Source organism: Ruegeria sp. AL12 (assembly GCF_056540885.1).
In genome coordinates this window covers 1099028-1124119 of sequence record NZ_JBQFXN010000001.1, presented here as the reverse complement: position 1 = coordinate 1124119, position 25092 = coordinate 1099028, and the positions used below count along the sequence as shown (strand labels likewise).

Genomic DNA, 25092 nt, shown 5'->3' with positions numbered 1-25092 from the left:
TTTCATTCATTCGATAGATATACGACCCGAAACCTGCGCATAAAAAAGACCCCGCTGAAACAGCGGAGCCTAAGATGAAAACACCTTGGATTTAGTTCAGAGCGTAAGTGATCTGAAACCCAACACTCCAGGCGCTGTTGCCGCTGAAAGTGGCTGTTTGCCCAAAGGCGCCATCTGCCGTTGCATCACCGATGTCAGTGTAGCGTACGCCACCGGAAATTTTGGCATTCTCCAACGAATATGTTCCGCCCAGACCAATGCTCCAGAACCCATCAGTCGGGCCGAGGTTGGATACAGGAGTGCCCTGAGAAGACTCATAGCCTAGTGTTACAGCACCGCTGAACTCTTCCGAGAATTGATACCCCAAGCCCAACGAATAGGTGAAGGTCGCATCGTCGTAGTCAACAAGGTTGCTGGTCGGCGGGTAGTTTGGCGGGTTGTACACCAGCTGTGGCCAGTCGACCCAACGAACAGAACCAAACAACAGCGTTTTAGGCGCGACGCCCGTCTGAAAGTCCAGGTTGATCGACTGAGGCGTCTCAATTTCGCTGTTTGTGTTGAAGGTGGCCACGGTCCCGGGTGGAATCGGAGGGAACGGTGGTGGGTTCAGAGATTCTGTTTGCGATAGATCGTGGCTGATCTTGGAGTTGTATGTCAGTGACACACGTGCTGCGATTTCCGGTTTCTCCCATGCAACCCCGATAACGTAGCCGAATGCAGTGTCGGCATCGGTGTCAACCTGGTACCCTGCTGCAAGCGGGACGGTGACAGAAGCCTTCACTCGCTGTGCTCGAATACCGCCGATTGCGCTGAACCCGCCATCGAATTTGTAACGCAGCAATGCCGTAATGGCGTCCGTGTCTGCTGTAGCCCTCAAAACATCGGTACGACCACCCGGAATAGGGTTGATCGAAAGAGGGTAGGTGTTTGCGTATTCAATGTCGGCCCCAAAGGGCTGGTCATACATGATCGCGAAATCGAGCTTTTCGGTCAGTGACGTTTTATAACCCAGATGCGGTGTGAAAAAGTCGTTCGCAACTTCTCCGGAATCGACCGGCTGCCCGATGTTTGGTCCAGCCAAAGCTGGCATGGTGCCCGTTACGCTGGGGTTGGTGTATCCCAACCGAAACTGGACTGCTGACCCTTCTTCGAAGATCAGGTTGATGCCCTGACCGCTTCGATCAAGGCCGCCTGCATATCCTGCCGTCGCTCCAACGCACAAAGCGCAGGTCGCGAGTAGTGTTTTTTTCATTCTGTCCTCCCTAACAATCTCAGGCGGGTTTCAATGGCGTTTGGCTGAGTGTTACGAACGCCTATCCCGTGTATGATGAGCGATACTCTCTTTTTGGTTACTTTAAGGTCAACTGGTGACGGTGCGTTACGTATTGCGACTACTGTTTTCAACTGTTGCTAAACTGTTACGGCTTTCAGACCAGATATTCAGGAATATTCCTGAAAAGATGATCGCCGCACCGATCAGAACCCAATGGTCAATGGGTTCGTGGTATAGGATCATTCCGACCACAGCGATGGTGGGAAGCCTCGCAAAATCAAATGGGATCACAACTGTCGCCGGGGCGATCGCCAGCGCGTTGGTAATGCAGAAATGTGCCAGCAGCCCCGCCAGCCCGACCAGAACCAAAAACGGAAGGGTTTGCGCCGTGGGCAAGGCAATCTGCCCGTCAAAACCGGCTGCGATGGCCCCAAGCACCGCCTGCATGGACGTAAGCCAGAAAACGATGCAGCCGATGCTGGCAAAACGAGTGAGGTTTTTCGTGGTAATCGTTGTAAATGCGAAGAAAATCGCAGACGCGGCCGCGGTAGCAAGGCCGGGGCTCAAAGGCGCACTGCCTGGGCGCGTGACAATCAAAACGCCCGCAAAACCGATAAGCGCTGCCGTTATCTTGAGGCGCGTCAGACGTTCGTTCAGCAGCAGCGGCGACAGCAGGATCACCCAAAGCGGCTGCGTGAATTCCAGCGCGAACACCTGCGCCAGAGGCGCAACAGCGACCGCATAGAACCAAAGATTCTGCCCTGTGAAATGCAGGGTGTTTCGCAGGGCGTGCAACCCCAGGCGTTGCGTGGAAACCTGATCCCAACCGCCTGTGGCCGTGAGGACGAGGGCGACAACAAGAAACCCGACGAGGCTTCGATACATCATGATCTCGAACGTGTCGTGCACGAGGCTCAATTCGCGACCGGCAACCGCCATCGAGGAGAAGGACGCGATGGCTCCGGTCATCCACAAGGCGGCCTTGAATGTGTTTTTTTGTGTCTGATTCACGTACCGCACCCCGGCCTGGCCGCGCGGTCACGGCCTCGGTACCGGGGCTTTCGCTACGCGATCAATAAGATTGAATTCGTTGAATCATTGAAACGCTTATGAAGCGTCAGGTTCAAGGCCGTGCCCGACTTTTTCAGGCACGGCTTGGCAAGATTTCCCGGGATCGGGTCGTTTTGGCGTCGAACGCGGTTGCGTTTTGCCGGATCATTCCCACTCGATGGTTCCGGGGGGTTTCGAGGTGATGTCATATGTGCATCGGTTGATGCCTTTGACTTCGTTGATGATCCGGGTTGCCGTTTCGCCAAGGAACTCATGGCTGAACGGGTAATAATCCGCCGTCATCCCGTCGACCGAGGTGACGGCCCGCAACGCACAGGCATAGTCATAGGTGCGCCCGTCGCCCATCACGCCGACGGTGCGGACGGGAAGGATGGCAACGAAGGCCTGCCAGATGTCATCATAAAGCCCGTGTTTGCGAATCTGATCGATGTAGATCGCGTCAGCTTCGCGCAGAATCTCCAGCTTTTCGCGGGTGATCTCGCCGGGGCAGCGAATGGCCAGACCCGGTCCGGGGAAGGGATGACGCCCGATGAAGCTCTGCGGCAGACCAAGTTCGCGACCCAAGGCACGGACTTCGTCCTTGAACAATTCGCGCAGCGGTTCGACCAGTTTCAAGCCCATCTTTTCCGGCAGGCCGCCCACGTTGTGGTGGGACTTGATCGTTACGGAAGGCCCGCCCGAGAACGACACCGATTCGATCACATCAGGATAGAGAGTGCCCTGCGCCAGGAATTCGGCGCCGTCGATGGTATCGGCGTGTTTCTGGAACACGTCGATGAACAGCTTTCCGATGATTTTGCGTTTGGTTTCGGGGTCGCTCTGACCTTCCAGTTCGCCAAGGAACAACTCGGATTCGTCGGCGTGGATCAACTGAATGTTGTAGTTGTCCCGGAACATACCAACGACTTCTTCGGCCTCATTCTTGCGCAGCAGCCCATGATCGACAAAGACGCAAGTCAGCTGATCCCCGATTGCTTCGTGAATAAGGATCGCGGCAACCGAGCTGTCAACGCCACCGGACAATCCGCAAATGACCTTTTTGTCTCCGACTTGTTCGCGGATCTTGCGGATCATCTCTTCGCGATAGGCACCCATGGTCCAGTCGCCCTTGAACCCGGCCAGCTTAACGAAGTTTTCATACAGTTTCGCACCCTTCGGCGTATGGTGTACCTCGGGGTGAAACTGCACGGCATAGAAGTGCCGCGATGGATCGGCCGTGATCGCATAAGGTGCGTTGGGCGAGGTTCCGAATACCTCGAACCCCGGTGCGATTTCACTGACATGGTCGCCGTGGCTCATCCAGACTTGTTCATCGCCGTCCGCGAACCAGCCTTCCAGAATATCCAGTTTGTCTTTGGGTGTAACAAATGCCCGACCAAACTCGGCTGTGCCATGGCCACTTTCGACCTTGCCGCCAAGCTGATGCATCATCACCTGTTGACCATAGCAGATGCCAAGAATCGGAACGCCATAATCAAAAATCTCTTGCGGGGCACGGGGCGAGCCCTCGCGCGTCACGCTGTCCGGACCGCCCGAGAAAATCACGGCGCGCGGCGCCATTTCCCGCACGAAATCCATCGTGACATTCTGGTAAGGGTGAATTTCACAATAGACATTCAGCTCGCGCAGGCGGCGGGCGATAAGCTGCGTAACCTGGCTGCCGAAGTCGATGATCAGAAGGCGGTCGTGGGATGTCTGGGTCATAACCGGCTCATAAGTTGCAAGCCTTGCATGTGCAAGCGGTATGGCGTCATTTGGAGCAAAAGCTGAGTCAAACCGGCGGAAAGATCAGGTGCCATGTCGAAGATCGAGTTCAGAACGGCCGCTGTGGTGGATGCGGATGAGGTAACGCGGTGCCTGGAAAGGGCTTATGCAGATGCGATGAGCCGGATCGAGGATCTGCCGGACGTCACTGCCGGGATCGTGGATGACATCAAGACCCACCGCGTCATGCTTGCGATATCCGGCGGTACAGTCGGGGTCATCGTTTTTGACCAGGTTGGCGACGCAATCATGGTGTTCAACCTTGCGGTTGCGCCCGAAGCCCAAGGGCAGGGGGTCGCGCGGCAATTGATGCAGTTTGCCGAAGAAGAAGCACAGGCGCGGAATCTGTCCAAGTTGAAGTTGCGAACTCATAAAATGATGAAGGACACGATTGCGATGTATCGGCACATGGGCTGGAAAGTGACGGATCAGGCGGGCAACGGCCTTACCATGGAGAAAGCGTTGGCGGCCGATCCTGACTGACCGGTTGCTTCTTGGTGGGGCGGCAATGTCGCTTTTCCCCCCAGAGCGCCGCAATCCCTATGCTTGAGTTCCGGCAAACCTGTATCAAAACGCTCAATCTAACCAATCAGACGGGATTTTCTCATGGCAGAGGCAAACACCCGGCGCAGGGCGAGAGGTGGCGGTGGCGCTGCCCGCCGTGCCGAGCGTACCGCAGTTCGTATCGAGACTGCGAAATACATCGAACGCAACATTCCGAATTTCGAGATCCTCAACGAAGAGGCGCTTGAGATTATCGAAAACAACGCTGAAACCGTGTTGGAAGAAATCGGCGTCAACTTTGTCGACAATCCAGCAGCTTTGGAACGGTGGCGTGACGCGGGCGCAGATATTGACGGTGAGCGTGTGCGCATTCCGCGTGGTCTGGCGCGTGAACTGATCAAGACAGCCCCCAGCCAGTTTACCCAGCACGCCCGCAACCCCGAAAAATCGGTTGTGATCGGTGGCCGCAACATGGTTCTGGCCCCGGTTTACGGTCCTCCGTTCGTGCGTGATGCACAGGGTGGGCGCCGATATGCAACCATGGACGATTTCAACAAGTTCGTGAAACTTGCCTACATGTCCAAGTGGTTGCACCACTCGGGCGGTACGGTGTGCGAGCCGACCGACATTCCGGTGAACAAGCGCCATCTGGACATGCTGAAGGCGCATATGACCTTGTCGGACAAACCTTTCATGGGCTCGGTAACCGATCCCAGCCGGGCACAGGATTCGGTTGAAATGTGCGAAATCCTGTTCGGCAAGGAGTTCGTGCAGGAAAACACCGTGATGACCTCGCTGACCAATATCAACTCGCCGATGACATTCGACGATGTGATGATGGGGTCGTTGGAGGTTTATGCGCGCAACAATCAGGCCTGCATCATCTCGCCCTTCATCGTGGGCGGAGCGATGGCGCCGGTCTCGGTGGCTGGTACTTTGACACAGGTTCTGGCCGAGGTCATGGCCGGTGTTGCCTACAGCCAGATCATCCGGCCGGGTGCCCCCGCGATTTTCGGCGCGTTCGTGACGTCGATCGATATGAACTCGGGCGCACCCACCTTCGGCACACCAGAAGCCGCGCATATCACGTATGGTGCAGGCCAGCTGGCGCGTCGTCTGAACCTGCCATACCGCTCGGCAGGGTCGTTCTGCGGCTCGAAACTGCCGGATGCGCAGGCGGCCTACGAAACAGCGAATTCGCTGAACATGGGGCTGCTTTCGGGCGTGAACTTTATGCTGCATTCCTGCGGCTGGTTGGAAGGCGGTCTGGTTGCCGATTTCGAAAAGTTCGTCATGGATGCGGATCAGTTGGGAGTGCTGCATTCACTGGCCAAGGGCGTTGCTTATGACGAAAACGCGCAGGCCATGGACGCAATCCGCGAAGTAGGGCCGGGTGGTCACTATCTCGGCTGTGCCCACACGCAGGCCAACTTCAAGGAATCCTTCTGGAAATCCGAAGTGCTGGACTACAAGCCATACGAAACCTGGCAGGAAGAGGGTGCGCGTGACACGCGGGCCTTGGCCACGGCGCGTGTAGAACACTTGCTGGCCAATTATCAGCAACCGCAGATGGACCCGGATACCGCGGCGGCACTGGAAGCCTATATCGCCGAGAAAAAGGCCTCCATGCCGGATGCTTTCGCCTGATTACTGAAGAACCGAGGCGCGGCTGGCCTGATACAGCTGCGCCTCACCCAACAGCGCAATAAGCAGATCCAGATGCCGCACCAATGAATAGGCGGCATCATCTTCTTTTCGCAGTTCATTTACCTCTTTCTCCATCTCGAGCAAACGCAGCAGCGCCTGACCTGAACCGGGCAGCGACCCGTATCCCAGAATGCGTTGCAGATGCCTGTCCCGATTGTAATCCCGCGCCCCGAATCTGGCAGCACGCGCCAACATGCGTGGGCGGCGGAGGGTTGCGATCATTGTCATCAGGTCCTGCATGTTATGTGTCCCTTTTTCGAAAATTGATGGGTCCTGTTTTGCACAACCTAAGCGGGTGTTGCCTTAGTCGAAGTCTCCCCGAACGATGGTTTCACGACTGTTTATCTTTTTGAATCAAATCTGGTTCTTGCCTTGTGTGGTTAACGAACGAGTAACGAATGGACCTCTAGTTAGATTTGGTTAACCCACATTCCGAGGGCGAAAAGTGGCAGTTTGTTTTGTCGACGAGGGCAAATAATTATGGAAAACAACATGGCTTTCACCATTCCGGCATGGGTTCCAGAAGGGGCGCAAAGATACCTTGCTCATACCGAGACGGGTCGTTCGATCCGCGATATCGCGCGATCAGCCGGGTGCCATGCGTCAACTATCCTCAGGCAAATTCGACGCATCGAAATGCGCCGCGACGATCCATTGGTGGATGCAGCCTTGCAATCGCTCGCAGAGACACATTTTTTAGCTTCGGAGTGCGCCGACCGCCCGACAAGCGGATCAGAAAACGCGGCTGAAGAAGAATTTGAAAATGAGGCACTGCGTGTGTTGCGCCGCCTGAGCGAGACGGGTTCGGTCCTTGCCGTGGCCGAGGAAATGGACAAGGCGGTCGTCGTGCGCGACACCGGCAACGCCGGGGCAACAAGAACCGCAGTCGTAGAGTGCAGGATAGCGCAGGCCCTGGCTTTGAAAGACTGGATCACCTGCGACAATCCCGGTCGCATTTCGCGATATCGGATTTCCGCAGCGGGACGAACGGCGCTAAGTCATTTGATCGCCAAGGCAGAAAACAAGGCGCGTGCCGGGACTGACTTTGGTTTTGCCGAAGCTCAGAGCAGTTTTCAGGGCAAGCCTTCGGGCGGGTCCGCCGAGCGGGTCAAGCGCATTCGGTACAGTGCTGCGGAAAGCCCGCTGATTGCATTGTCGCGCAGACGGGATCGTGACGGAAAACCGTTTCTGGATGACTCCCTCGTCAGCGCCGGCGAGCGCTTGCGCGAAGATTTTGAGCTGGCACAGATCGGCCCTCAGGTTTCGCAGAACTGGGATCGTTTTCTGACGACAGGTGGTCGAAGCAGCTTTGACAGTGAAAGCCATGGGGGAAAGGGGGCTTCTGATGCGAAGGACCGCGTTGCACGGGCCTTGTCCGACCTGGGGCCGGGTCTGAGTGATGTTGCGTTGCGATGCTGCTGCTATCTGGAGGGGTTGGAGCTGGCGGAAAAGCGAATGGGTTGGTCAGCGCGGTCCGGCAAGATCGTCCTGCGGATCGCCCTGCAACGGCTGAAACGGCATTATCAGGATCAGGCAGAACGAGATCGGATGATCGGCTGAACAGAAAAAAGGCCCGGTGTATGCGGGCCTTTTCTTTGGATTTGCGGCTTAGGCCATTTCAGGTTCTGCTGACGCCTTCAGATGTTTCATCAGGTTATCCGGCGAGGACACGCCATAGGGGTCGTCCGGGCAATTGTCCATCAGGCCGGGCTCTTCGAACCACGCCTCGACAACGCCATCATTGACGATGGCCGCATAGCGCCACGAGCGCATTCCGAAACCCAGATTGTCCTTGTCGACCAACATGCCCATTTTCCGGGTGAACTCCGCCGATCCGTCGGGGATGACTTTCACGTTCTTCAGGTCCTGATCCTGGGCCCATTTGTTCATCACGAAACTGTCGTTGACGGACATGCAGTAAATTTCGTCGATCCCCATGGCCTTGAAATCGGCATAGCCGTTCTCAAACCCAGGCAGCTGATAAGTCGAACAGGTCGGGGTGAACGCACCCGGCAATGAGAACAGGATCACGCGCTTACCGGCGAAATAGTCGGCTGTCGTCTTGTCTTCCCAACGGAATGGGTTTGGTCCTTCGATTGAATCGTCACGGACACGGGTGTGAAAGGTCACGTCGGGCAGTTTCGCGCCGGTTTTCATAGTCAAGCTCCTGTGATTCACATATGATTTTGGTGTGAATTAAAACAGTTCTAAACCGCATTCAATCGCGTAAACGCTGCGATTGCGAATAAGGTCAACCTCTTGCTAAATATTGAAATTAAATCGCAAATACGAATACGCGCATGATGCCTTTCTGCACTTGCGAGGATGCAATGCATAGCGGCTATGCGCCGCTGGTGTAACACCGCGCTTCTGTCTATGTTATGAGTAACAAGAGTTGACCCAAAGTCAGGAAAACGACCGTGCGAGATCTGAAGATCCCCGAAGAGCGCCACCCGGAAAAAGCCCATCGTCCGGACAATGCACAGCCCAAAAAGCCAAATTGGATCAGGGTCAAGGCACCCGGTGGCAAGGGCTATGCGGATACGCGGCGGATCATGCGTGACAACAATCTGGTGACGGTCTGCGAAGAAGCAGGGTGCCCCAACGTAGGAGAATGCTGGAGCCAGGGTCATGCCACCATGATGATCATGGGCGAGATTTGTACGCGCGGCTGCACCTTCTGCAACATTGCAACCGGTCGCCCCGACGATCTTGACGCATTTGAACCCGGTCGCGTGGCCCATGCGGTCGAAAAACTTGGCCTGAACCACGTGGTGATCACCTCGGTGGACCGTGACGACCTGCAAGACGGAGGGGCCGAGCACTTTGCGCAGACAATCCGCGCGGTACGTCATCGTTCTCCGAAAACCACGATCGAGATTCTGACGCCGGATTTCCTGAAATGCGACAACACTGTCCTTGAGATTGTGGTCGAAGCGAAACCGGATGTGTTCAACCACAATCTGGAAACGGTGCCGGGTCTCTACCCCGAAGTGCGCCCGGGTGCGCGGTACTTTCATTCCCTGCGCCTGCTACAGCGGGTGAAAGAGCTTGATCCGTCGATCTTCACCAAATCGGGCATCATGGTCGGGTTGGGCGAAAACGAACAGCAAGTGCGCCAGGTCATGGATGACATGCGCGCGGCGGATATCGATTTCCTGACCATCGGCCAGTATCTGCAACCGACTCCGAAACATCACGGAGTGGATCGGTTCGTAACCCCGGAAGAATTCGCATCTTACGAAAAGGCGGCCTATGGCAAGGGGTTCCTGATGGTATCCGCAACGCCTCTGACCCGGTCTTCGTACCACGCGGGTGACGATTTCGCTCGGCTTCGCGCGGCCCGGCAAGCAAAGCTACAGCAAGCGTGACACCCGAGCGGATCGCGCAGCTCATCCGCCTGCGCCACGAGTTTCACCAACAGCCGGAGCTTTCGGGGCAAGAGGAGCATACCGCAACGCGGGTTGCGGATCTTTTGCGCCAAGCGGGTGCGGACAGGGTTCTGTGCGGCATCGGCGGGCACGGTGTTGCGGCCGTTTACGAAAGCGGTATTGCCGGACCCACGGTTGGAATTCGATGCGAGCTGGATGGGCTGCCAATTCAGGAACTCTCGGATCTGGAATATGCGTCTCAGATTGCAGGCAAGGGTCATCTGTGCGGCCATGATGGCCACATGGTGATGGTTCTCGGGGTGGCGGAGGCGTTGAAGGAACAGCGCCCAAAATCTGGCCGCGTGGTTCTGATCTTCCAACCCGCCGAGGAAACCGGACATGGTGCGATTGCTTATCGGGCCGATCCTCAGTTCGCTGAGGTTGCCCCTGACATCGTGCTGTCTCTGCATAATTTGCCGGGGCTGGAGCTGGGCGCCGTGGAACTGTGTGAAGGTCCCGCTAATTGTGCTTCGCGCGGGATGCAAATCCTTCTGACAGGCAAAACCTCACACGCAGCCGCCCCTCAGGACGGCGTGTCACCGGCAGGTGCTTTGTCCACGTTGATTCCGGCATTGGCCAACTTGGGGGCGGGTGGCGACTTGGATGACACCTACGCTTTGACCACGATCACCCATGCCACTCTGGGCGAGCGCACAGTCGGTGTCGCACCGGGGCAGGCCGAACTGTGGGTGACCCTGCGTACGGTTTCGGACGCGCGGATGGAAAGCCTGATGGCCGAGGCGGAAACTCTGGTCAAGAACACGGCGAAGGCCGAGGGACTGGCGTTCGAAATCAGCTATGACGAGGTGTTCGAAGCCTGCGTCAATGACCGTGAAACCGTTTCGGTTTTGGCCAAAGCCTGTGCCGATCGGGACGTCGCGTGCCGGCTGGTCGATCGGCCACAGCGTTTTTCCGAAGACTTCGGCCAATTTGGCAAAGGCGCGCAGGTGGCCATGTTCTGGTTGGGGGCGGGGCAGGACCATCCGCAACTGCACAACCCGGATTACGATTTCCCGGATGCGCTTATTCCGATTGGAACCGGGATTTTCCTGAGCGCGATTGATGTCGTGCTTGGCAAAACCTGCTAGTCACGATCCACTTATTTGACCAGATCGCCAACGATTCCAACGGCTTCTATAACTGTCTTCGTATCATCAGATATCGAGAGTATTTCATCATCCACCCGGATATAGCGCTGGCCGGGCCCCAAAGGCTTGAGCTTCCAGTTGTCGAGATCGTCGATATAGTCAAAACTCAGATCACCCGGCAGCTTCTGCCCACGCGTGTATCTTTTGATTTGACCGGGCGGTACGGCTTTGCCGTTTGACTTGATAGATTTCTCTACTTTGTTTTTATTGGCGCCTTGCCCTTTGCCCTTGTTGTCTTTTGCGGCACCCGAACTTGCAAGTGCCACGATCGCCATAACGACAGCAGCTGTCGCAACTACACGCTTCATCCATAATCCTCCCAAGCTGATAGGAAGAGTACGGGCGCGCAAATAAGTTTGTCTATTATTATTCTGGTTTTTGAATTTGGGGCGCTGGGTAGCCACTCAAATTGCCCGGGTAAAGTGCGGCTAGTCCTCGGTAAACCGGACTTTACCGATAAACGGCAGGTTGCGGTTGCGCTGAGCGTAATCGATTCCGTAACCCACGACGAATTCATCCGGAATTTCAAAGCCGATCCAGTCTGACCGGAAATCAACTTCGCGACGGCTGGGTTTGTCGAGCAGGGCAATCGACTTGAGCCGTTTCGGCTTGCGGCTGCGCAGCAGGTTGGTGACGTGGTTCAGCGTGTGCCCGGTGTCGACGATATCTTCGACCACCAGCATGTCGCGGCCTTCGATCGCGCCGCGCAAGTCCTTGAGAATGCGCACTTCCCGGCTGCTCTCCATCGAATCGCCATACGAGGACGCCTCAAGGAAATCCACTTCGATCGGCAGGTCCAGTTCCCGCACCAGATCGGCGATGAAGACGAAACTGCCGCGCAACAATCCCACGACGACAAGCTTGTCCGTATCGCCGAACTCATCCGTAATTTCGCGGCATAGCTCTTCGATCCGCGCCGCGATGGCCTTGGCCGAGATCATCTCATCTATCACATATGCGCGGTTAGTCATCGCAGCCCCCTTGATCTTTGGCGCGCAACATACGACATGACGCGCCATTGTCACCTGCAAATACCGGACATCATGCCAATCCATTCGGAAACCCGCCACCTGCCATACACAGCCCAGCAGATGTATGATCTTGTTGCGGATGTGGGCAGCTACCCAAAGTTTCTGCCCTGGTGCGCCGCGGCCCGGATCCGCAAGACCTACGCGGTTGGTGAGGCCGAGGTGATGGAGGCCGATCTGGTCATCTCGTTCAAGGTGTTCCGCGAACGGTTCGGCAGCCGGGTGACCCTGTTTGCAGATCAGAAGAAGATCGATACCGAGTATCTGGACGGGCCTTTCAAATACATGAAATCCGACTGGCAGTTCGAGGACGCGCCCGATGGGGGCTGCAACATCTCGTTCCATGTGGATTTCGAATTCAAGAACGCCATCCTTCAGGGGATCATCGGCGTAGTGTTCAACGAAGCCATGCAGCGGATCGTCCGCGCCTTCGAGGCGCGTGCGAAAGAACTCTACGGCTAGGTCTTTACGCGGCAAGGGCGCACGCTAGACTGCGCTCATGACGGATTTCACAGCAGCATTGGCCACCTTCGCGGCGGGCCCGGTTTCAACGACGGCTCAGGCGCGGATTGTCACGTCGCTGTCCGTTCTGGATTGGATGGCAGTTGGTCGCGCAGGGGCGTCCGAGCCGGTGTCCTGCATAGTTCGCGATATGGTTCTGGCCGAGGGCGGGAACGCTCAGGCCCATCTGTTCGGAGGGGGCGCGGCCCCATTGCGCGGCGCAGCTTTGGTGAATGGAACGATATCCCACGCGCTGGATTACGATGACACGCATTTCGCGCATATCGGGCATCCGTCAGTCGCCATCCTGCCTGCGACCCTTGCCGTGGCCGAGTGGGATGACCGCATTCTGGTCGATCTGCTCGAAGCCGCGCTGGTCGGTATGGAAACGTCAATCCGTGTCGGCCTGTGGCTGGGCAGGGGGCATTATCAGGCCGGGTTTCACCAGACAGCGACATCCGGTGCATTCGGGGCCGCTGTCGCCGTGGGGCGGTTGCTTGGATTCGACAAGGTTCAGATGCGGTCCGTATTGGGTTTGACGGCAACGCGCGCGGCCGGGCTGAAGGCCCAGTTCGGAACAATGGGCAAGCCTTACAATGCCGGGCTTGCCGCTTCGGCAGGGGTCGAGGCGGCTGTGCTTGTTCAGCGTGGATTTCAACCCAACGCCGACGCGCTGGAAGGCACGTATGGATTTGGCGCGACACATCAGGGTGCAGCGGATCAAGGCGCGCTGGATGGTTTGGGCGATGAATGGTTGTTCGAAACGGTAAGCCACAAGTTCCACGCCTGTTGTCACGGCCTGCACGCGGCGTTGGAGGCGGCGCGCGCGCTGGACATCGCGGAACCCGAAGTGGCCGAGATCAAAATCAAAACCCATCCGCGTTGGATGAGTGTTTGCAATCAGTTGTCGCCCACAACCGGGCTGGGGGCCAAGTTCTCTTACCGGACGGTCATCGCGATGCAGGCGCTGGGGCATGATACGGCTTTGCCGGACAGCTATACCGACAAGGTCTGCGCGGACCCGCGGATTAAGTCTCTGCAAGATCGCATCACGGTCGAAGCAGATGAAAACCTGTCGGAAACGCAGGCGCATCTGGCCTTGCTGCGTCGCGACGGTATCCGCCGCGAGGCGACGCATGACCTGCTGACCCCAATGTCGCTGTCTGACCGCGAGGATCGTGTGCGCGCCAAAGCGTCGAAGCTGATCGGAACGGATGAGGCGGACGCGATCTGGTCGATGCTGCGCACCGGCGGTCGCGCCCGTGATCTGGCCGAACGTATGGCGGGTTAAGCCACGCTCCAGTGCAGTGGAAAGCCCGGGTCGAACACCGTGACAGGTCCATCGCCCGTGTCGATCTTTGACGGGTATGCAACCGGCTCGCCTTTGGTCAGGGTCATCGTCTCTTCGTTCACAGGCAGGCGGTAAAAGCCCGGCCCGTTGAGCGAGACGAACGCCTCGAGCTTTTCCAGCGCTCCTTCGCGGTCGAACATCTCGGCCACCAGAGACATGGTATTCGTCGCGGTGAAACACCCCGCACAGCCACAGGCCATTTCCTTGTTTGCATCCGTGTGCGGAGCGCTGTCCGTGCCCAGGAAGAACCTCGGGTCGCCCGACGTTGCGGCAGCCAGCAGGGCCAGGCGATGTTCCTCGCGCTTGGCGACCGGAAGGCAATAGTAATGCGGTTTGATCCCGCCCACCAGAATATGGTTGCGGTTGATGATCAGGTGGTGCGCGGTGATCGTCGCGCCCAGATCCGTTTCGTTGGCTTTGACATAGTCCACGCCATTGGACGTGGTGATATGTTCCATCACCACGCGCAGACCCGGCGTCGATTTTCGGATCGGGTCCAGAACGCGGTCGATGAACACGGCCTCGCGGTCAAAGATGTCGATCTCGGCGTCGGTCACTTCACCATGGACACACATGGGCAGGCCGATCTCGGCCATTTTCTCCAGAACCGGGCGCACTTTGTCAAAGTCGCGCACGCCCGAGGCCGAATTGGTCGTGGCCCCTGCGGGGTACAGCTTGACCGCTTTTATCAGCCCGCTGGCATGGGCGGCGGCGACGTCCTGCGCGTCTGTATCCTCGGTCAGGTACAGGGTCATCAGTGGCTCGAACACCATGCCGTCGGGCAGGGCGGCCAGGATTCTGTCGCGGTAAGCGGCGGCCTGATCCCCGCGCACGACCGGCGGCACGAGGTTCGGCATTATGATTGCACGGGCGAAATGACGTGCAGTTTCGGGCAGAACGGCCTGCAACATGGCGCCATCGCGCAGATGCAGATGCCAATCGTCGGGGCGGCGGATCGTGAGGGTATCAGTCATGGCCTTCCGCTAGCATAGCTGCCCCGAAAGACCAACCAGCCCGGAACGAGTTGCCGAAAAAACTTGTCAACCAACCGGAACGTCGTAGCTCTGACAGGGGCTGGGGCCTTGACGCAAAGGCGCTTGCGTGACCTGTTTGTCCGCGAAGTAGAGAGGATTTCCATGACGCAGCCAAATTCCATCGATGCCGTGCAGCAGATGCTGGGACGTCAGGGCTATGTCTGCGGACGGGCCCTTGCCACGGTTGTGTTCCTGTCGCTCAAGCTTGGACGCCCGTTGTTTCTGGAAGGCGAGGCCGGAGTTGGAAAGACGGAAATCGCCAAGGCGCTGGCATCCGGTCTGAACCGCCGTTTGATCCGGTTGCAGTGCTACGAAGGTCTGGACGCGTCCTCGGCCGTTTACGAATGGAACTTTCCGGCGCAGATGGTCGCGATCCGAACGGCCGAAGCTTCGGGCGGGGCCGACAGGGGCGCGTTGCAGGCGGAACTGTTTTCGGATGAATACCTGATCGAACGCCCCTTGCTGCAAGCAATGCGCCCCGACGAAAACGGAGCACCGGTTCTTCTGATCGACGAACTGGACCGGACCGATGAACCGTTCGAAGCCTTTCTGCTGGAAGCTCTCAGTGATTTTCAGGTCACGATCCCTGAATTGGGAACTGTTTCAGCACCCGAACCACCCATTGTGATTGTCACGTCGAACCGAACCCGCGAAGTGCACGATGCCCTCAAGCGTCGCTGCCTGTATCACTGGGTCGATTATCCCGATTTCGAACGCGAGATCGAAATTCTGCACGCGCGCGCGCCGGAGGCCGCCGATGCGCTCAGCCGCGAAGTCGTGGCTTTCGTCCAGCGTCTGCGCACCGAGGACCTGTTCAAGAAACCCGGCGTGGCCGAAACCATTGACTGGGCCAAGTGTCTGCTGGCGCTGGACGTGATGAACCTTAGCCCCGAGGTGATCGGTGACACGCTGGGGGCGATTCTGAAATATCAGGACGACATCCAGAAGCTGCAAGGGTCTGAGGCTAAGCGCATTCTGGATGAGGCCAAAGCGACGCTTGAACCGGCCTGACGCGCTATGGCCGAGCAAATCCCGCTGGAGATTCCCGACAACCCGAAGCTGGCGCAGAACATCACCCATTTTGCCCGCGCACTCAGAAAGGCAGGGCTGCCAATCGGACCCGGTCGCGTGGTCGACGCAATTCGTGCCGTGCAGGCGGCAGGTTTCACCCGGAAACGGGATTTCTACTGGACGCTGCACGCCTGTTTCGTGAACCGCCCCGAACATCGCACGGTGTTTGCGCAGGTCTTCCGAATGTACTGGCGCGACCCGCGATACATGGAACACATGATGGCCATGATGCTTCCTGCCATTCGGGGCGTGCAAGAGGAGCGCAAGGCGGATGCCGGTGAAAAGCGCGCAGCCGAGGCCCTGCTGGATGGTGTCGAACGTGACGCGCCCCAACCGGCTGCGCAAGATGAAGGCGAAACCGAAATCGAGATTGACGCCACGCAAACGGCATCGTCCGAAGAGCGTCTTCGCAACCTGGACTTCGAACAGATGAGCACCGCAGAAATCGCGCAAGCCAAACGCGTATTGGCGCGGATGACCCTGCCGGTCAAACCCATTGAATCGCGCCGCGGACAGGCCAGCCATCTGGGGCACCGTATCGACCGCGCCCGCACCTTGCGCGCAGCCATGCGGCAAGGGGGCGAATTGCGTGATATCGCCCGGCTGCAACCCAAACCGCGATGGCCAAATCTAGTTGCGCTTTGCGATATCTCGGGTTCGATGAGCCAATACAGCCGAGTCATTCTGCATTTCCTGCACACGGTCTCGAACGCCAAGGGGGCGGGTTGGGCCAAGGTTCATGCCTTCACGTTCGGCACGCGCCTGACCAACATAACCCGCCATTTGCATCATCGGGACGTCGACGCAGCGCTCGCCGCTGCCGGGGCCGAGGCGCAGGACTGGGAAGGGGGCACACGCATCGGCGACTGTCTGCATCAGTTCAACAGAGACTGGTCAAGACGTGTCATGGGGCAAGGTGCGGTTGTTCTTTTGATCACCGACGGTTTGGAACGGGGTGACCCGGAGTGCCTTGAGAAAGAGATCGAGCGGCTGCACCTGTCCTCCAAACGCCTGATCTGGCTGAACCCTCTGCTGCGCTGGGACGGGTTTGCCCCCAAGGCCCAGGGGGTGGCGGCCATGCTGCCCCATGTCGACAGTTTCAGGGCAGGGCACTCGATTGCCTCGCTCGAGGATCTGGCCGCCGTGATTTCGCAACCTGACGACCAGGGGCAGAAAGCACGGCTGATGGCCGCGCTTTCCGATTAGACCGTTACGACAACTGTTCTTCGTTGCACTTCCGGGCCATTTCCATGGCCTTGTAGGTGCCGGTCAGATCGACGGTAAATGCATAGGATGTCTCGGGGAACACGATCATGACCTTTTTCTTGGCCAGATCATCCGCGAATTGTGGGTTGTCTGACAGAACATAGCCGCCGGAATAACCCTTGGTGATGTTGCCTTTCATACCTGTGGCTTCACCCAGATAGATGTTGTCCCCGATCAGGATGGCCACTTCTTGTGTTTCGCCACGTTTGATGTCGGTATCGGCTTTGGTGAATACCCCCACATACCCCACGCCGCGATCTTCGGTCAGGCCCATCTGAACGACGTTTTCCGCATCGTCCACGGCCTCGATCAGGCAGGATTTCTTTTCGTTGTCGATGAAGACTTTCCAGCCCTCGACCTCTCCATAACGTTCGAATGTGTCAGCCCACGCTGCGGTCGAAGCCAAAAGGCCAACCACTGCGCCCAGTGCAAGATAATGTTTCAACTGCTTGTCTCCGAAAAAATGTGTTTGGTATGCAGCTTGGGCAACCGGCCCGCTGCCCGCACAAGCTAAAACCCGGGCCCATAACAATCAATACTATGATTTATTGAATATTGTTCAGGCTTTAGCATCGGCTTGCAGGGCTCAACATGGACGTTTTGACAGGGGCGTTGCGCTTTTCATCCCGCCAATCCTGCCTATGTTGGAGACAGACGACGTCTGGAGGTCCTGATGGAACGATTCGACAACAGCCCGGAAACGGCATTGAAGTGGCACCGCAATGGCAGCGGCGCCGCGCTTGCCACGGTTGTCGAAACCTGGGGCAGCGCGCCACGCCGGGTGGGTTCCCAGCTGGTTATCGGCGGCGATGGCCGGATCGAAGGCTCTGTGTCTGGCGGCTGTGTCGAAGGCGCGGTGATCGTCGAGGCGCTTGAGGCCATTGACGAAGGCGAAGCCCGCTTGCTGGAATTCGGAGTGAGCGACGAAGATGCCTTTGCGGTCGGGCTGGCCTGTGGCGGGACCATTCGCGTTCTTGTCGAACCCGTTGGAAAGGTTCTGCCCGAACCTATGCTTGCGGAACTGGTTGCAGCCCGCGCAGCGCGTGAACCCATCGCTTACGAAGTCAATATCGATACCGGGCACAGAGCCTTGCGTCGTAACGCCTATGCGGAACGGCTGCGCATGGATCGGTCCGGTTTTGAAGAAGATGGTCAGACCTTTGTGGCTGTTCACAACCCGCCGCTGCGATTGATCGTTGTTGGTGCGGTGCATATCGCACAGGCATTGGTGCCGATGGCGCGAATTGCCGGGTATGATCCGGCCATAATAGACCCGCGCGACGCGTTTGCATCCAGCGCCCGTTTTCCGGGGGAAACGATCCTTACGGATTGGCCGGATGAGGCCGTTGCAAAACTCGGGTTGGATGCGCGCACCGCAATTGTCCTGCTGACACATGATCCAAAGCTGGATGATCCGGCGTTGCAAGCTGCACTGGATGCGGGCGTGTTTTACATTGGTGCATTGGGATCGACACGTACCCACGCCAAACGCGTCGAGCGTATGAAAGCAGCCGGTTTCAGCCAACAGCAAATCTCGAGGATTCATGGGCCAATCGGGTTGGATATCGGGGCTGCCGGCCCATCCGAGATTGCCGTTGCAATTCTGGCGCAGATGACGGCCGTTCTGCGAGGCAAGGCATGAGGTTTGGTCCGGTACCCGTCTCCGAAGCAAAAGGCGCCATTCTGGCCCATTCGGTGACAGCTGACGGTCAAAAGCTGCGCAAGGGGCTGTCACTGCAAGCAGAGCATATGGCGCAGTTGACGCAGGCGGACATCCGCGAAGTGATCGTTGCGCGCCTTGAACCCGGCGATTGTCACGAAGACGAGGCCGCACGTCGTTTGGCCGCGGCTCTTGCACCAGATGCGGCGTCGGCCAATCTGCGCGTGACAGACGCGTTCACCGGCCGGGTCAACCTGTTGGCGGACGGGCCGGGCGTGGCGGTTCTGGATGTGGATGCGCTGGAAATGTTCAATCAGGTCAACCCGATGATCACGGTTGCGACGGTTCCGCAATACCAGCAGATGGGCCCGAATGGCATGGTCGCCACCATCAAGGTCATCTCATATGCCGTGCCAGAGGCTGATGTTCGGCGGGCCGCCAATTTGGCGCAAGGGGCCGTGCGCCTGGCAAGACCCGTTCACAAGACGGCAGGTTTGATCGTTACGGATATCCCCGGCGGCCCGCCCAACGACAAGGGGATCGCCGCCATTCGCGGACGGACCGAAGCACTGGGTCTGGATTTGTGTGATGTGCAGATCGTGCCGCATCGCGTGGATGCGCTGGCCAAGGCGGTTACCAGAACGACCGGTGATCTGCTCATGATCCTGACCGGATCCGCGACCTCGGACCCGGACGATGTTGCCCCGTCTGCTGTTCGGTTTGCCGGTGGGCGGGTGGATCGGTTCGGGATGCCGGTTGATCCGGGAAACCTGCTGTTTCTGGGTGCGATGCAGGATCGACCGGTGATCGGGTTGCCCGGGTGCGCACGATCTCCGGCGTTGAACGGGGCGGATTGGGTTCTGTCACGGGTTGCCTGCGGGATCGAAACGACCGGATCGGATATTGCCGGAATGGGGGTCGGAGGATTGTTGAAGGAAATCCCGACCAGACCGCAGCCGCGCGCCAAACGAAAAGAATGATCCGCCGCTGATCCTGAACGGGGCTGAATTCTGAGGTTGACCCCAGAGGCTTTGACCGAACCGGCTTATGGTTTTCTAAGCTTTGGCAATACGCCGGGTCGCCAATACGCTCCGGTGTCTTCCCGTGCTTTCTGATAGGCATCCACTCTTTCTCTGGCGGTCTCTCCGCCGGCGTCAAACAAATGGCCCAGCAGGCATTCAAGAACGGCCATTGCCCCCGAAAAACTGGAAAACGGGTGCAAGGTTCGCGTGCTGACAGGCAGGACGACATCCGGTTCAACCCCCGGGGCGATGACCTCGCTATCCGACAACAGGACGATGCGCATCGACCGGCCCCGAGCATACCGCATCGCCTGAATCGTGTCGGCGGAATAGGGGTGAACCGTGATGGCAAACAGACAATCCTCGGCGGTGGCTTCGACCAGATCATCGATGGCCGAACCCATGTGGCGGGGCACCAGCTGAAGCCCGGGATGGGCCATACGGGCGGCGTAGTGAAAGTAATAGGCCAGCGCGTGGCTGGATCGTGTGGCCGTCACATAACAGCGACGCGCCGATCTGATGTGCGCGACGGCCTGTTCCGTCAAATGGGGGGCCATGAGACGCAGCGATCTGGCCACGACATTTATTTCGTTCTGCGCAAATCGTGTTTGCGCCGCACCAAACTGTCCTTGTTCCTTTAGGTGTTCCAGCCAATCCTGCCCAAACCTGTCCTCACCATCGGTTGTCAGAGCGTTTCGAAATGGGCGCCGAAAAGCGTCAAAGCTGTCATACCCCATGCGTTGCGCCAGCCGGATCAGAACGTTCGAGCTGATGCCGATGCGATCGGTGGTGGTGCGGATCGAATTCAACGCGAAATCGGCGGGATGATCGATGATGTACTTTACAGCGACCTGCATTTGCGCAGGCATTTCATCGATCTCGCGGCGCATTTGCGTAACGATGGCAGTTAGAGCGCGGGTCATGCGGCAAACAAAACATATGTTTTCTAATTGGTAAATTGAAAACGAATCTTGAGTTCATTAGCTGAGGACAGACGAACACGAGGGCGCAATGACCGAGAGCACAGCGAAAACCATCGGAAAACCATATATACTGGTTGCTCCGAACGGGGCCCGGCGGGGCCGCGCGGATCACCCGGCCTTGCCAGTCACGACGGATCAGATCGTCGCAACGGCGCGGGGCTGCCACGCGGCCGGGGCGAATGGCATACACCTGCATGTACGGGATGCTGACGGACATCACACGCTGGATGCCGGATTGTATCGCGAAACAATCGCGGAACTGAAAAGGGTGGTGCCGGGCATGGATGTTCAGATCACCACCGAGGCAGCAGGCGTGTTCGACGTCCCGTCGCAGTTTGACTGCCTGCAATGGGTCCGGCCTGAATGGGCCTCGATTTCAGTCCGGGAAATCGCGCGGGCCCTTGATCTTGCACCTCGGGTCTATGCGCTATGTGCGGCTCAGGGCACACGGGTTCAGCATATTCTCTACGACACGGAAGATGTGAAGCTGCTGGAAGACTGGCTGTCAAAAGGTATCGTCCAGCCGGACCAGACAGACCGGTTGCTTGTGTTGGGGCGCTACAGTCAGAATCAGCAATCCGTGCCAGCGGATCTGGATGCGTTTCCGTCCAGCCCGGCCAATTGGATGGTGTGCGCCTTTGGAACGCAGGAACATGACTGTCTGGTCGAAACCGCGCGGCGCGGCGGTAACTTGCGTGTTGGATTCGAAAACAGCCTGACGGCACCGGATGGCACGCTCTGGGCGGATAACGCGGCCTCGGTCGCGGCTTTGGTTGAAACACTTGGAAGGACCGGAACATGAGTCATGTTTTCCCACGCCACACCAAATCTGAACTTCCCGTCGCGGCGGGTGGCGACGGCGCTTATCTGATCGATGCCGACGGCAAGCGATATCTGGATTGCGGCGATGCGGCCGTGTCCTGTCTGGGGCATTCCAACCCGGCAGTGATCCGGGCCGTGCAACAGCAGGTGGAACAGATCGCATTTGCCCATACCGGGTTCATGACCTCGGAACCGGCCGAGGCATTGGCCGATCTGCTGATCCAGCACGCGCCGGGGGATCTGGACCGGGTGTATTTCGTATCGGGCGGGTCCGAGGCGACCGAAGCGGCCATCAAATTGGCGCGCCAGTATTTTCTGGAAATCGGGCAGCCCGAGCGCCGCCACGTGATCGCGCGCAAGCAAAGCTATCATGGCAACACTCTGGGGGCCTTGTCTGCCGGGGGAAACGCCTGGAGACGGGCCCAATTCGCGCCGATGCTGATCGAAATGACACATATCTCGGCCTGCTATGAATATGCCGAAAAGCCCGAGGGTGAGAGCAGCTTTGACTATGGTCAGCGCGTCGCCAACGAGCTGGAGACGGAAATTCTGCGCCTTGGTCCCGAAACGGTTATGGCTTTCATGGCCGAGCCGGTTGTCGGTGCTACGCTTGGCGCGGTTCCGGCGGTTGAGGGGTATTTCAAACGCATCCGGGAAATCTGCGACCAATATGGCGTGCTGCTGATTCTGGATGAGGTGATGTGTGGCATGGGGCGCACCGGTCATCTGTTCGCCTGCGATCACGACGGAGTTGCACCGGATATTCTGTGCATTGCCAAAGGGTTGGGCGCAGGCTATCAACCGATCGGGGCGATGCTGTGCACAGATATAATTTTCGGCGCAATTCGCGATGGATCAGGGTTTTTCCAACATGGGCATACCTATATCGGCCATCCCGTCGCCACGGCTGCGGCTCTTGCGGTGGTCCGTGAACTGACAGAGGGTGAGTTACCGGCGCGCGCCGGACGCATGGGCAGCAAACTGCATTCCGCACTGGAAGCCGCGTTCGGACAGCACCCGAACGTGGGCGATTTGCGTGGCCGTGGCCTGTTCCGGGGTGTGGAATTGGTGGCGGATCGCGAGACGAAGACCCCCTTTGATCCATCTTTGGGCATTGCCGGAAAGATAAAGAAGGCAGCACTTGCCGAAGGGTTGATCTGTTATCCCATGGCGGGCACCCGGGATGGCCGGAACGGAGACCATATACTTCTTGCGCCGCCATTCATCATAGATGACGAGCAGATAGGCGAACTTGTCAGCAAACTGGAACGCTCTTTTTCAGCCGTTCTCTGACAAAACCGTGAGCACCCTGTTTGCCTGCGACGCGTTTGCTATGTGTCGTGGGCAACGGAATTGGAAAAGGCGACGTCCATGGTGCTGGATATCTGGCGCAGTTTCCGAACGCTCCCTGTGTGGGTGCAGGTCTGGGTCGCCGTTGTTTTGGTACCGGTAAACCTGCTTCCGTTGGCATTTCTGGATCAGCCACAGGGGCACCTGATTGCATTGCTTGCAATTTCAGGCATGGCGCTGAACGTGCCTATCATGTTGGGTGCACGCGGGATGAGCGGTGCGATGGCCTTGCCGCACATTCTGTGCTGGGTACCGTTGGTCATCATCGTGACGCTTTTGCTGTTTTCCGAAGACCCCCTGAGCCCAGCCTTTGCCGGCTTTCTCCGGGTGCTTCTGATCGTCGATATCACCTCGCTGGTGTTCGATTTCCGGGACGCGGCCCGTTGGTTGCGCAGCAGGCACGCGCCCTGAGCAAAAAAAGCCCCTTCAAGAGAGAAGGGGCTTGGACCGTTTCGATCTTTGGACCGGATTATTTCTGCGGCAGCGGGCCGATCATCATGATCATCTGACGGCCTTCCATCTTGGGCATGTTTTCGATCTTGCCCAAGTCCTTGACGTCCTCGGCAACGCGCTCCAGCAATTCGCGGCCCAGGTTCTGGTGTGCCATTTCGCGACCGCGAAAACGCAGGGTAACTTTGACCTTGTCGCCGTTTTCCAGAAACTTGAAGACGTTGCGCATCTTGACGTCATAGTCATGCGTGTCAGTGTTGGGTCGGAACTTGACCTCTTTCACCTCGATGATCTTTTGCTTCTTGCGGGCTTCGGCTTCGCGTTTCTGCGTTTCGTATTTGAATTTGCCGAAGTCCATGATCTTGCAGACCGGTGGGTTCGCATTGGGCGAAATTTCGACCAGATCAAGACCTGCGTCAGCGGCCATCTGCATGGCTTTGGCGGGATGAACCACCCCGACATTTTCACCTTCGGCGCCAATCAGGCGAATTTCGGGGGCACGGATCTTATCATTGACGCGCGGGCCGGTGTCTCGTTGTGGCGGCGCGTTGTGAGGTCTGCGAGCTATGGGTTCATTCCTTTGATAATTGCAGAATTTCGAGCCCGGAATTTAAACCGGGCCGGGCCACACTTCAAGCGGCATAAACACCGGCAGTTGCGAAAAAACAGTGTTTTGTCCGCTGATTTTTGCGTTCGGGGCTGCAAAGCTCCGAACGCATGGTGCCTTTAGCCGACAAAGGCTTTTTCGATCACGAACTCTTTGGGTTCGGAATTCGCGCCCTCGCGCAGACCAAAACCTTCAAGGATTTCCTTGATGTCCAGGTTGAAAGCCAGCGAACCGCAGACCATGGCGCGATCGGTTTCGGGCTTGATCCCGCCTTCGATGCCCAGATCGCTGAGCACGGTGCCGTCCTTCAGCAGGTCGGTGATCCGGCCCATCTTGGGGCTCTCTTCGCGCGTGGTTGTCGGGTAGTAGCGGATCTTGTTAGCAAAGCCTTCGCCAATAAGTTCGGCCAGCATTTCATCTTGACGGATGCTGTCGATCAATTGGCGGCCATATTCCAGTTCGGCCACTTCGCGGCAGGTATGGGTGATGATCACCTCGTCATAATCTTCATATGTTTGCGGTTCACGCAACAACGAAGCAAACGGGGCAAAGCCAGTGCCGGTGGCAAAGAACCAGATGCGTTTGCCCGGCAGCAGGGCGTCATGCACCAACGTGCCAACCGGCTTGGGGCGCAGGATGATCTGGTCGCCGGGCTTGATATGCTGAAGCTTCGACGTCAGCGGGCCGTTCTGAACCTTGATCGAATAGAACTCCAGCTCATCGTCCCACGACGGCGAAGCGATTGAATAGGCGCGCAGCAATGGCTTGCCATTGTCGCCCAGCAGACCAATCATCACGAACTCGCCCGAGCGGAAACGCAGCGTGGCGGGGCGCGTCACCTTGAAAGAGAACAGGCTGTCGGTCCAATGCTTGACCTCGGTTACAGTTTGCGCGTCCGGCAGGACCGGGGCCTTCACGGCAGTTGCTTCGCTCACGGGCTTCATCTCTGTCATCGTTTACCTGCCGGTCTGCTAAACCGACATCTCCGTTTAATCTTTGATCCAAGTCAGGAAAAGGGGACAGATTGCCCCCTTTGCGTTTCAAGCTGG

At 57.8% G+C, this 25092-nt stretch carries 26 protein-coding genes; 14 read left to right on the top strand and 12 right to left on the bottom strand.

The annotated features are described in order from the left end of the window. Positions 1 to 91: 91 nt before the first annotated feature. The 3 genes from ACR0C6_RS05695 to guaA all read right to left on the bottom strand — a co-directional run bounded on the left by ACR0C6_RS05695 (position 92) and on the right by guaA (position 4048). The gene (locus ACR0C6_RS05695; protein WP_152457810.1) at positions 92 to 1252 is read right to left on the bottom strand and encodes an OmpP1/FadL family transporter; all 1161 of its coding nucleotides are present in this window, start codon (positions 1250 to 1252) and stop codon (positions 92 to 94) included. A 126-nt stretch (positions 1253 to 1378) separates the two neighbouring features. Beyond that, positions 1379 to 2284, bottom strand: a complete 906-nt coding sequence (locus ACR0C6_RS05690) for a DMT family transporter (protein ID WP_480618617.1) — start codon at positions 2282 to 2284, stop codon at positions 1379 to 1381. A 204-nt stretch (positions 2285 to 2488) separates the two neighbouring features. Beyond that, positions 2489 to 4048 carry a glutamine-hydrolyzing GMP synthase gene (gene guaA / locus ACR0C6_RS05685; RefSeq protein ID WP_171639596.1) on the bottom strand — a complete coding sequence of 520 codons (1560 nt, stop codon included), beginning with the start codon at positions 4046 to 4048 and terminating at the stop codon, positions 2489 to 2491. Positions 4049 to 4141: 93 nt separating this feature from the next. On the opposite strand from guaA, the gene ACR0C6_RS05680 reads away from it, so the two are divergent. Then, a complete protein-coding gene (locus ACR0C6_RS05680) occupies positions 4142 to 4591 on the top strand; it encodes a GNAT family N-acetyltransferase (RefSeq protein WP_480444964.1) in 450 nt (149 codons plus the stop codon). A 123-nt stretch (positions 4592 to 4714) separates the two neighbouring features. Continuing rightward, positions 4715 to 6259 (top strand): trimethylamine methyltransferase family protein, encoded by a 1545-nt coding sequence (locus ACR0C6_RS05675; RefSeq protein WP_152457813.1) that lies wholly within the window; start codon positions 4715 to 4717, stop codon positions 6257 to 6259. Here ACR0C6_RS05675 and ACR0C6_RS05670 read toward each other — a convergent pair whose 3' ends face one another. Then, positions 6260 to 6559 (bottom strand): DUF6477 family protein, encoded by a 300-nt coding sequence (locus ACR0C6_RS05670; protein WP_152457814.1) that lies wholly within the window; start codon positions 6557 to 6559, stop codon positions 6260 to 6262. A gap of 240 nt (positions 6560 to 6799) precedes the next feature. Here ACR0C6_RS05670 and ACR0C6_RS05665 point away from each other — a divergent pair, with 240 nt between their 5' ends. Continuing rightward, a complete protein-coding gene (locus ACR0C6_RS05665; protein WP_480618614.1) occupies positions 6800 to 7879 on the top strand; it encodes a DUF6456 domain-containing protein in 1080 nt (359 codons plus the stop codon). A gap of 48 nt (positions 7880 to 7927) precedes the next feature. Here ACR0C6_RS05665 and ACR0C6_RS05660 read toward each other — a convergent pair whose 3' ends face one another. Further along, a complete protein-coding gene (locus tag ACR0C6_RS05660) occupies positions 7928 to 8476 on the bottom strand; it encodes a redoxin family protein (protein ID WP_480618612.1) in 549 nt (182 codons plus the stop codon). Between the two features lie 263 nt (positions 8477 to 8739). Here ACR0C6_RS05660 and lipA point away from each other — a divergent pair, with 263 nt between their 5' ends. Both lipA and ACR0C6_RS05650 read left to right on the top strand, forming a co-directional pair. Next, on the top strand, positions 8740 to 9690 hold the full coding sequence (gene lipA / locus ACR0C6_RS05655; protein WP_171228645.1) for a lipoyl synthase: 951 nt from the start codon (positions 8740 to 8742) through the stop codon (positions 9688 to 9690). Continuing rightward, on the top strand, positions 9687 to 10838 hold the full coding sequence (locus ACR0C6_RS05650; protein ID WP_480618610.1) for an amidohydrolase: 1152 nt from the start codon (positions 9687 to 9689) through the stop codon (positions 10836 to 10838). Before lipA ends, ACR0C6_RS05650 begins: the two co-directional genes overlap by 4 nt. Before the next feature lie 11 nt (positions 10839 to 10849). On the opposite strand, the gene ACR0C6_RS05645 is transcribed toward ACR0C6_RS05650, so the two are convergent. Continuing rightward, the gene (locus ACR0C6_RS05645; protein WP_480618608.1) at positions 10850 to 11302 is read right to left on the bottom strand and encodes a hypothetical protein; all 453 of its coding nucleotides are present in this window, start codon (positions 11300 to 11302) and stop codon (positions 10850 to 10852) included. Between the two features lie 24 nt (positions 11303 to 11326). Next, positions 11327 to 11869, bottom strand: coding sequence for a hypoxanthine phosphoribosyltransferase (gene hpt, locus ACR0C6_RS05640; protein WP_480618606.1), 543 nt, complete (start codon positions 11867 to 11869; stop codon positions 11327 to 11329). Positions 11870 to 11941: 72 nt separating this feature from the next. Here hpt and ACR0C6_RS05635 point away from each other — a divergent pair, with 72 nt between their 5' ends. Both ACR0C6_RS05635 and ACR0C6_RS05630 read left to right on the top strand, forming a co-directional pair. Then, positions 11942 to 12388, top strand: coding sequence for a type II toxin-antitoxin system RatA family toxin (locus ACR0C6_RS05635; RefSeq protein WP_171232045.1), 447 nt, complete (start codon positions 11942 to 11944; stop codon positions 12386 to 12388). Positions 12389 to 12425: 37 nt separating this feature from the next. After that, positions 12426 to 13718, top strand: coding sequence for an MmgE/PrpD family protein (locus ACR0C6_RS05630; RefSeq protein ID WP_480618604.1), 1293 nt, complete (start codon positions 12426 to 12428; stop codon positions 13716 to 13718). Here the strand turns inward: ACR0C6_RS05630 and pyrC are convergent. Continuing rightward, positions 13715 to 14752: a dihydroorotase gene (pyrC, locus tag ACR0C6_RS05625; protein WP_480618602.1), complete on the bottom strand. Its 1038-nt coding sequence runs from the start codon at positions 14750 to 14752 to the stop codon at positions 13715 to 13717. The genes ACR0C6_RS05630 and pyrC overlap by 4 nt on opposite strands. Positions 14753 to 14914: 162 nt before the next feature. Here pyrC and ACR0C6_RS05620 point away from each other — a divergent pair, with 162 nt between their 5' ends. Both ACR0C6_RS05620 and ACR0C6_RS05615 read left to right on the top strand, forming a co-directional pair. Then, the gene (locus ACR0C6_RS05620; protein WP_480618600.1) at positions 14915 to 15823 is read left to right on the top strand and encodes an AAA family ATPase; all 909 of its coding nucleotides are present in this window, start codon (positions 14915 to 14917) and stop codon (positions 15821 to 15823) included. Between the two features lie 6 nt (positions 15824 to 15829). Further along, positions 15830 to 17089: a vWA domain-containing protein gene (locus ACR0C6_RS05615; protein ID WP_480618598.1), complete on the top strand. Its 1260-nt coding sequence runs from the start codon at positions 15830 to 15832 to the stop codon at positions 17087 to 17089. A 4-nt stretch (positions 17090 to 17093) separates the two neighbouring features. Here ACR0C6_RS05615 and ACR0C6_RS05610 read toward each other — a convergent pair whose 3' ends face one another. Beyond that, on the bottom strand, positions 17094 to 17594 hold the full coding sequence (locus tag ACR0C6_RS05610) for a hypothetical protein (protein ID WP_171725295.1): 501 nt from the start codon (positions 17592 to 17594) through the stop codon (positions 17094 to 17096). A 228-nt stretch (positions 17595 to 17822) separates the two neighbouring features. Between ACR0C6_RS05610 and ACR0C6_RS05605 the strand changes: the two genes are divergently transcribed. Continuing rightward, a complete protein-coding gene (locus tag ACR0C6_RS05605; RefSeq protein ID WP_152457826.1) occupies positions 17823 to 18791 on the top strand; it encodes an XdhC family protein in 969 nt (322 codons plus the stop codon). After that, a complete protein-coding gene (locus ACR0C6_RS05600) occupies positions 18788 to 19789 on the top strand; it encodes a molybdopterin-binding protein (protein WP_171231722.1) in 1002 nt (333 codons plus the stop codon). The genes ACR0C6_RS05605 and ACR0C6_RS05600 overlap by 4 nt, the downstream gene beginning before the upstream one ends. 65 nt (positions 19790 to 19854) lie before the next feature. Here the strand turns inward: ACR0C6_RS05600 and ACR0C6_RS05595 are convergent, their stop codons facing one another. Further along, positions 19855 to 20754: a MurR/RpiR family transcriptional regulator gene (locus ACR0C6_RS05595; RefSeq protein WP_480618595.1), complete on the bottom strand. Its 900-nt coding sequence runs from the start codon at positions 20752 to 20754 to the stop codon at positions 19855 to 19857. A gap of 88 nt (positions 20755 to 20842) precedes the next feature. Between ACR0C6_RS05595 and ACR0C6_RS05590 the strand changes: the two genes are divergently transcribed. From ACR0C6_RS05590 to ACR0C6_RS05580, 3 genes are all read left to right on the top strand, one after another. Continuing rightward, positions 20843 to 21616, top strand: a complete 774-nt coding sequence (locus ACR0C6_RS05590) for a beta-keto acid cleavage family enzyme (protein WP_480618593.1) — start codon at positions 20843 to 20845, stop codon at positions 21614 to 21616. Then, complete coding sequence (locus ACR0C6_RS05585; protein WP_480618591.1) at positions 21613 to 22929, top strand: aspartate aminotransferase family protein; 1317 nt, start codon at positions 21613 to 21615, stop codon at positions 22927 to 22929. Before ACR0C6_RS05590 ends, ACR0C6_RS05585 begins: the two co-directional genes overlap by 4 nt. A 78-nt stretch (positions 22930 to 23007) precedes the next feature. Continuing rightward, entirely contained in the window at positions 23008 to 23397 is a 390-nt protein-coding gene (locus tag ACR0C6_RS05580; protein WP_480618589.1) for a hypothetical protein, read from the top strand. Between the two features lie 58 nt (positions 23398 to 23455). Here the strand turns inward: ACR0C6_RS05580 and infC are convergent, their stop codons facing one another. Further along, positions 23456 to 23917 (bottom strand): translation initiation factor IF-3, encoded by a 462-nt coding sequence (gene infC / locus ACR0C6_RS05575; protein ID WP_437181686.1) that lies wholly within the window; start codon positions 23915 to 23917, stop codon positions 23456 to 23458. A gap of 245 nt (positions 23918 to 24162) precedes the next feature. Then, positions 24163 to 24996, bottom strand: a complete 834-nt coding sequence (locus tag ACR0C6_RS05570) for a ferredoxin--NADP reductase (RefSeq protein ID WP_480618587.1) — start codon at positions 24994 to 24996, stop codon at positions 24163 to 24165. Positions 24997 to 25092 lie beyond the last annotated feature (96 nt).

Excerpts from the sequence above, each read along its gene's own strand:
- ACR0C6_RS05670 (WP_152457814.1), bottom strand. The coding sequence starts at position 6,559 with ATGCAGGACCTGATGACAATGATCGCAACCCTCCGCCGCCCACGCATG.
- ACR0C6_RS05585 (WP_480618591.1), top strand. The coding sequence starts at position 21,613 with ATGAGTCATGTTTTCCCACGCCACACCAAATCTGAACTTCCCGTCGCG.
- ACR0C6_RS05580 (WP_480618589.1), top strand. The coding sequence starts at position 23,008 with ATGGTGCTGGATATCTGGCGCAGTTTCCGAACGCTCCCTGTGTGGGTG.
- ACR0C6_RS05675 (WP_152457813.1), top strand. The coding sequence starts at position 4,715 with ATGGCAGAGGCAAACACCCGGCGCAGGGCGAGAGGTGGCGGTGGCGCT.
- ACR0C6_RS05680 (WP_480444964.1), top strand. The coding sequence starts at position 4,142 with ATGTCGAAGATCGAGTTCAGAACGGCCGCTGTGGTGGATGCGGATGAG.
- guaA (WP_171639596.1), bottom strand. The coding sequence starts at position 4,048 with ATGACCCAGACATCCCACGACCGCCTTCTGATCATCGACTTCGGCAGC.
- ACR0C6_RS05595 (WP_480618595.1), bottom strand. The coding sequence starts at position 20,754 with ATGACCCGCGCTCTAACTGCCATCGTTACGCAAATGCGCCGCGAGATC.
- ACR0C6_RS05590 (WP_480618593.1), top strand. The coding sequence starts at position 20,843 with ATGACCGAGAGCACAGCGAAAACCATCGGAAAACCATATATACTGGTT.
- ACR0C6_RS05620 (WP_480618600.1), top strand. The coding sequence starts at position 14,915 with ATGACGCAGCCAAATTCCATCGATGCCGTGCAGCAGATGCTGGGACGT.
- ACR0C6_RS05630 (WP_480618604.1), top strand. The coding sequence starts at position 12,426 with ATGACGGATTTCACAGCAGCATTGGCCACCTTCGCGGCGGGCCCGGTT.
- ACR0C6_RS05605 (WP_152457826.1), top strand. The coding sequence starts at position 17,823 with ATGGAACGATTCGACAACAGCCCGGAAACGGCATTGAAGTGGCACCGC.
- ACR0C6_RS05600 (WP_171231722.1), top strand. The coding sequence starts at position 18,788 with ATGAGGTTTGGTCCGGTACCCGTCTCCGAAGCAAAAGGCGCCATTCTG.
- ACR0C6_RS05665 (WP_480618614.1), top strand. The coding sequence starts at position 6,800 with ATGGAAAACAACATGGCTTTCACCATTCCGGCATGGGTTCCAGAAGGG.
- ACR0C6_RS05660 (WP_480618612.1), bottom strand. The coding sequence starts at position 8,476 with ATGAAAACCGGCGCGAAACTGCCCGACGTGACCTTTCACACCCGTGTC.
- ACR0C6_RS05635 (WP_171232045.1), top strand. The coding sequence starts at position 11,942 with ATGCCAATCCATTCGGAAACCCGCCACCTGCCATACACAGCCCAGCAG.
- ACR0C6_RS05570 (WP_480618587.1), bottom strand. The coding sequence starts at position 24,996 with ATGACAGAGATGAAGCCCGTGAGCGAAGCAACTGCCGTGAAGGCCCCG.
- hpt (WP_480618606.1), bottom strand. The coding sequence starts at position 11,869 with ATGACTAACCGCGCATATGTGATAGATGAGATGATCTCGGCCAAGGCC.
- ACR0C6_RS05615 (WP_480618598.1), top strand. The coding sequence starts at position 15,830 with ATGGCCGAGCAAATCCCGCTGGAGATTCCCGACAACCCGAAGCTGGCG.
- ACR0C6_RS05695 (WP_152457810.1), bottom strand. The coding sequence starts at position 1,252 with ATGAAAAAAACACTACTCGCGACCTGCGCTTTGTGCGTTGGAGCGACG.
- pyrC (WP_480618602.1), bottom strand. The coding sequence starts at position 14,752 with ATGACTGATACCCTCACGATCCGCCGCCCCGACGATTGGCATCTGCAT.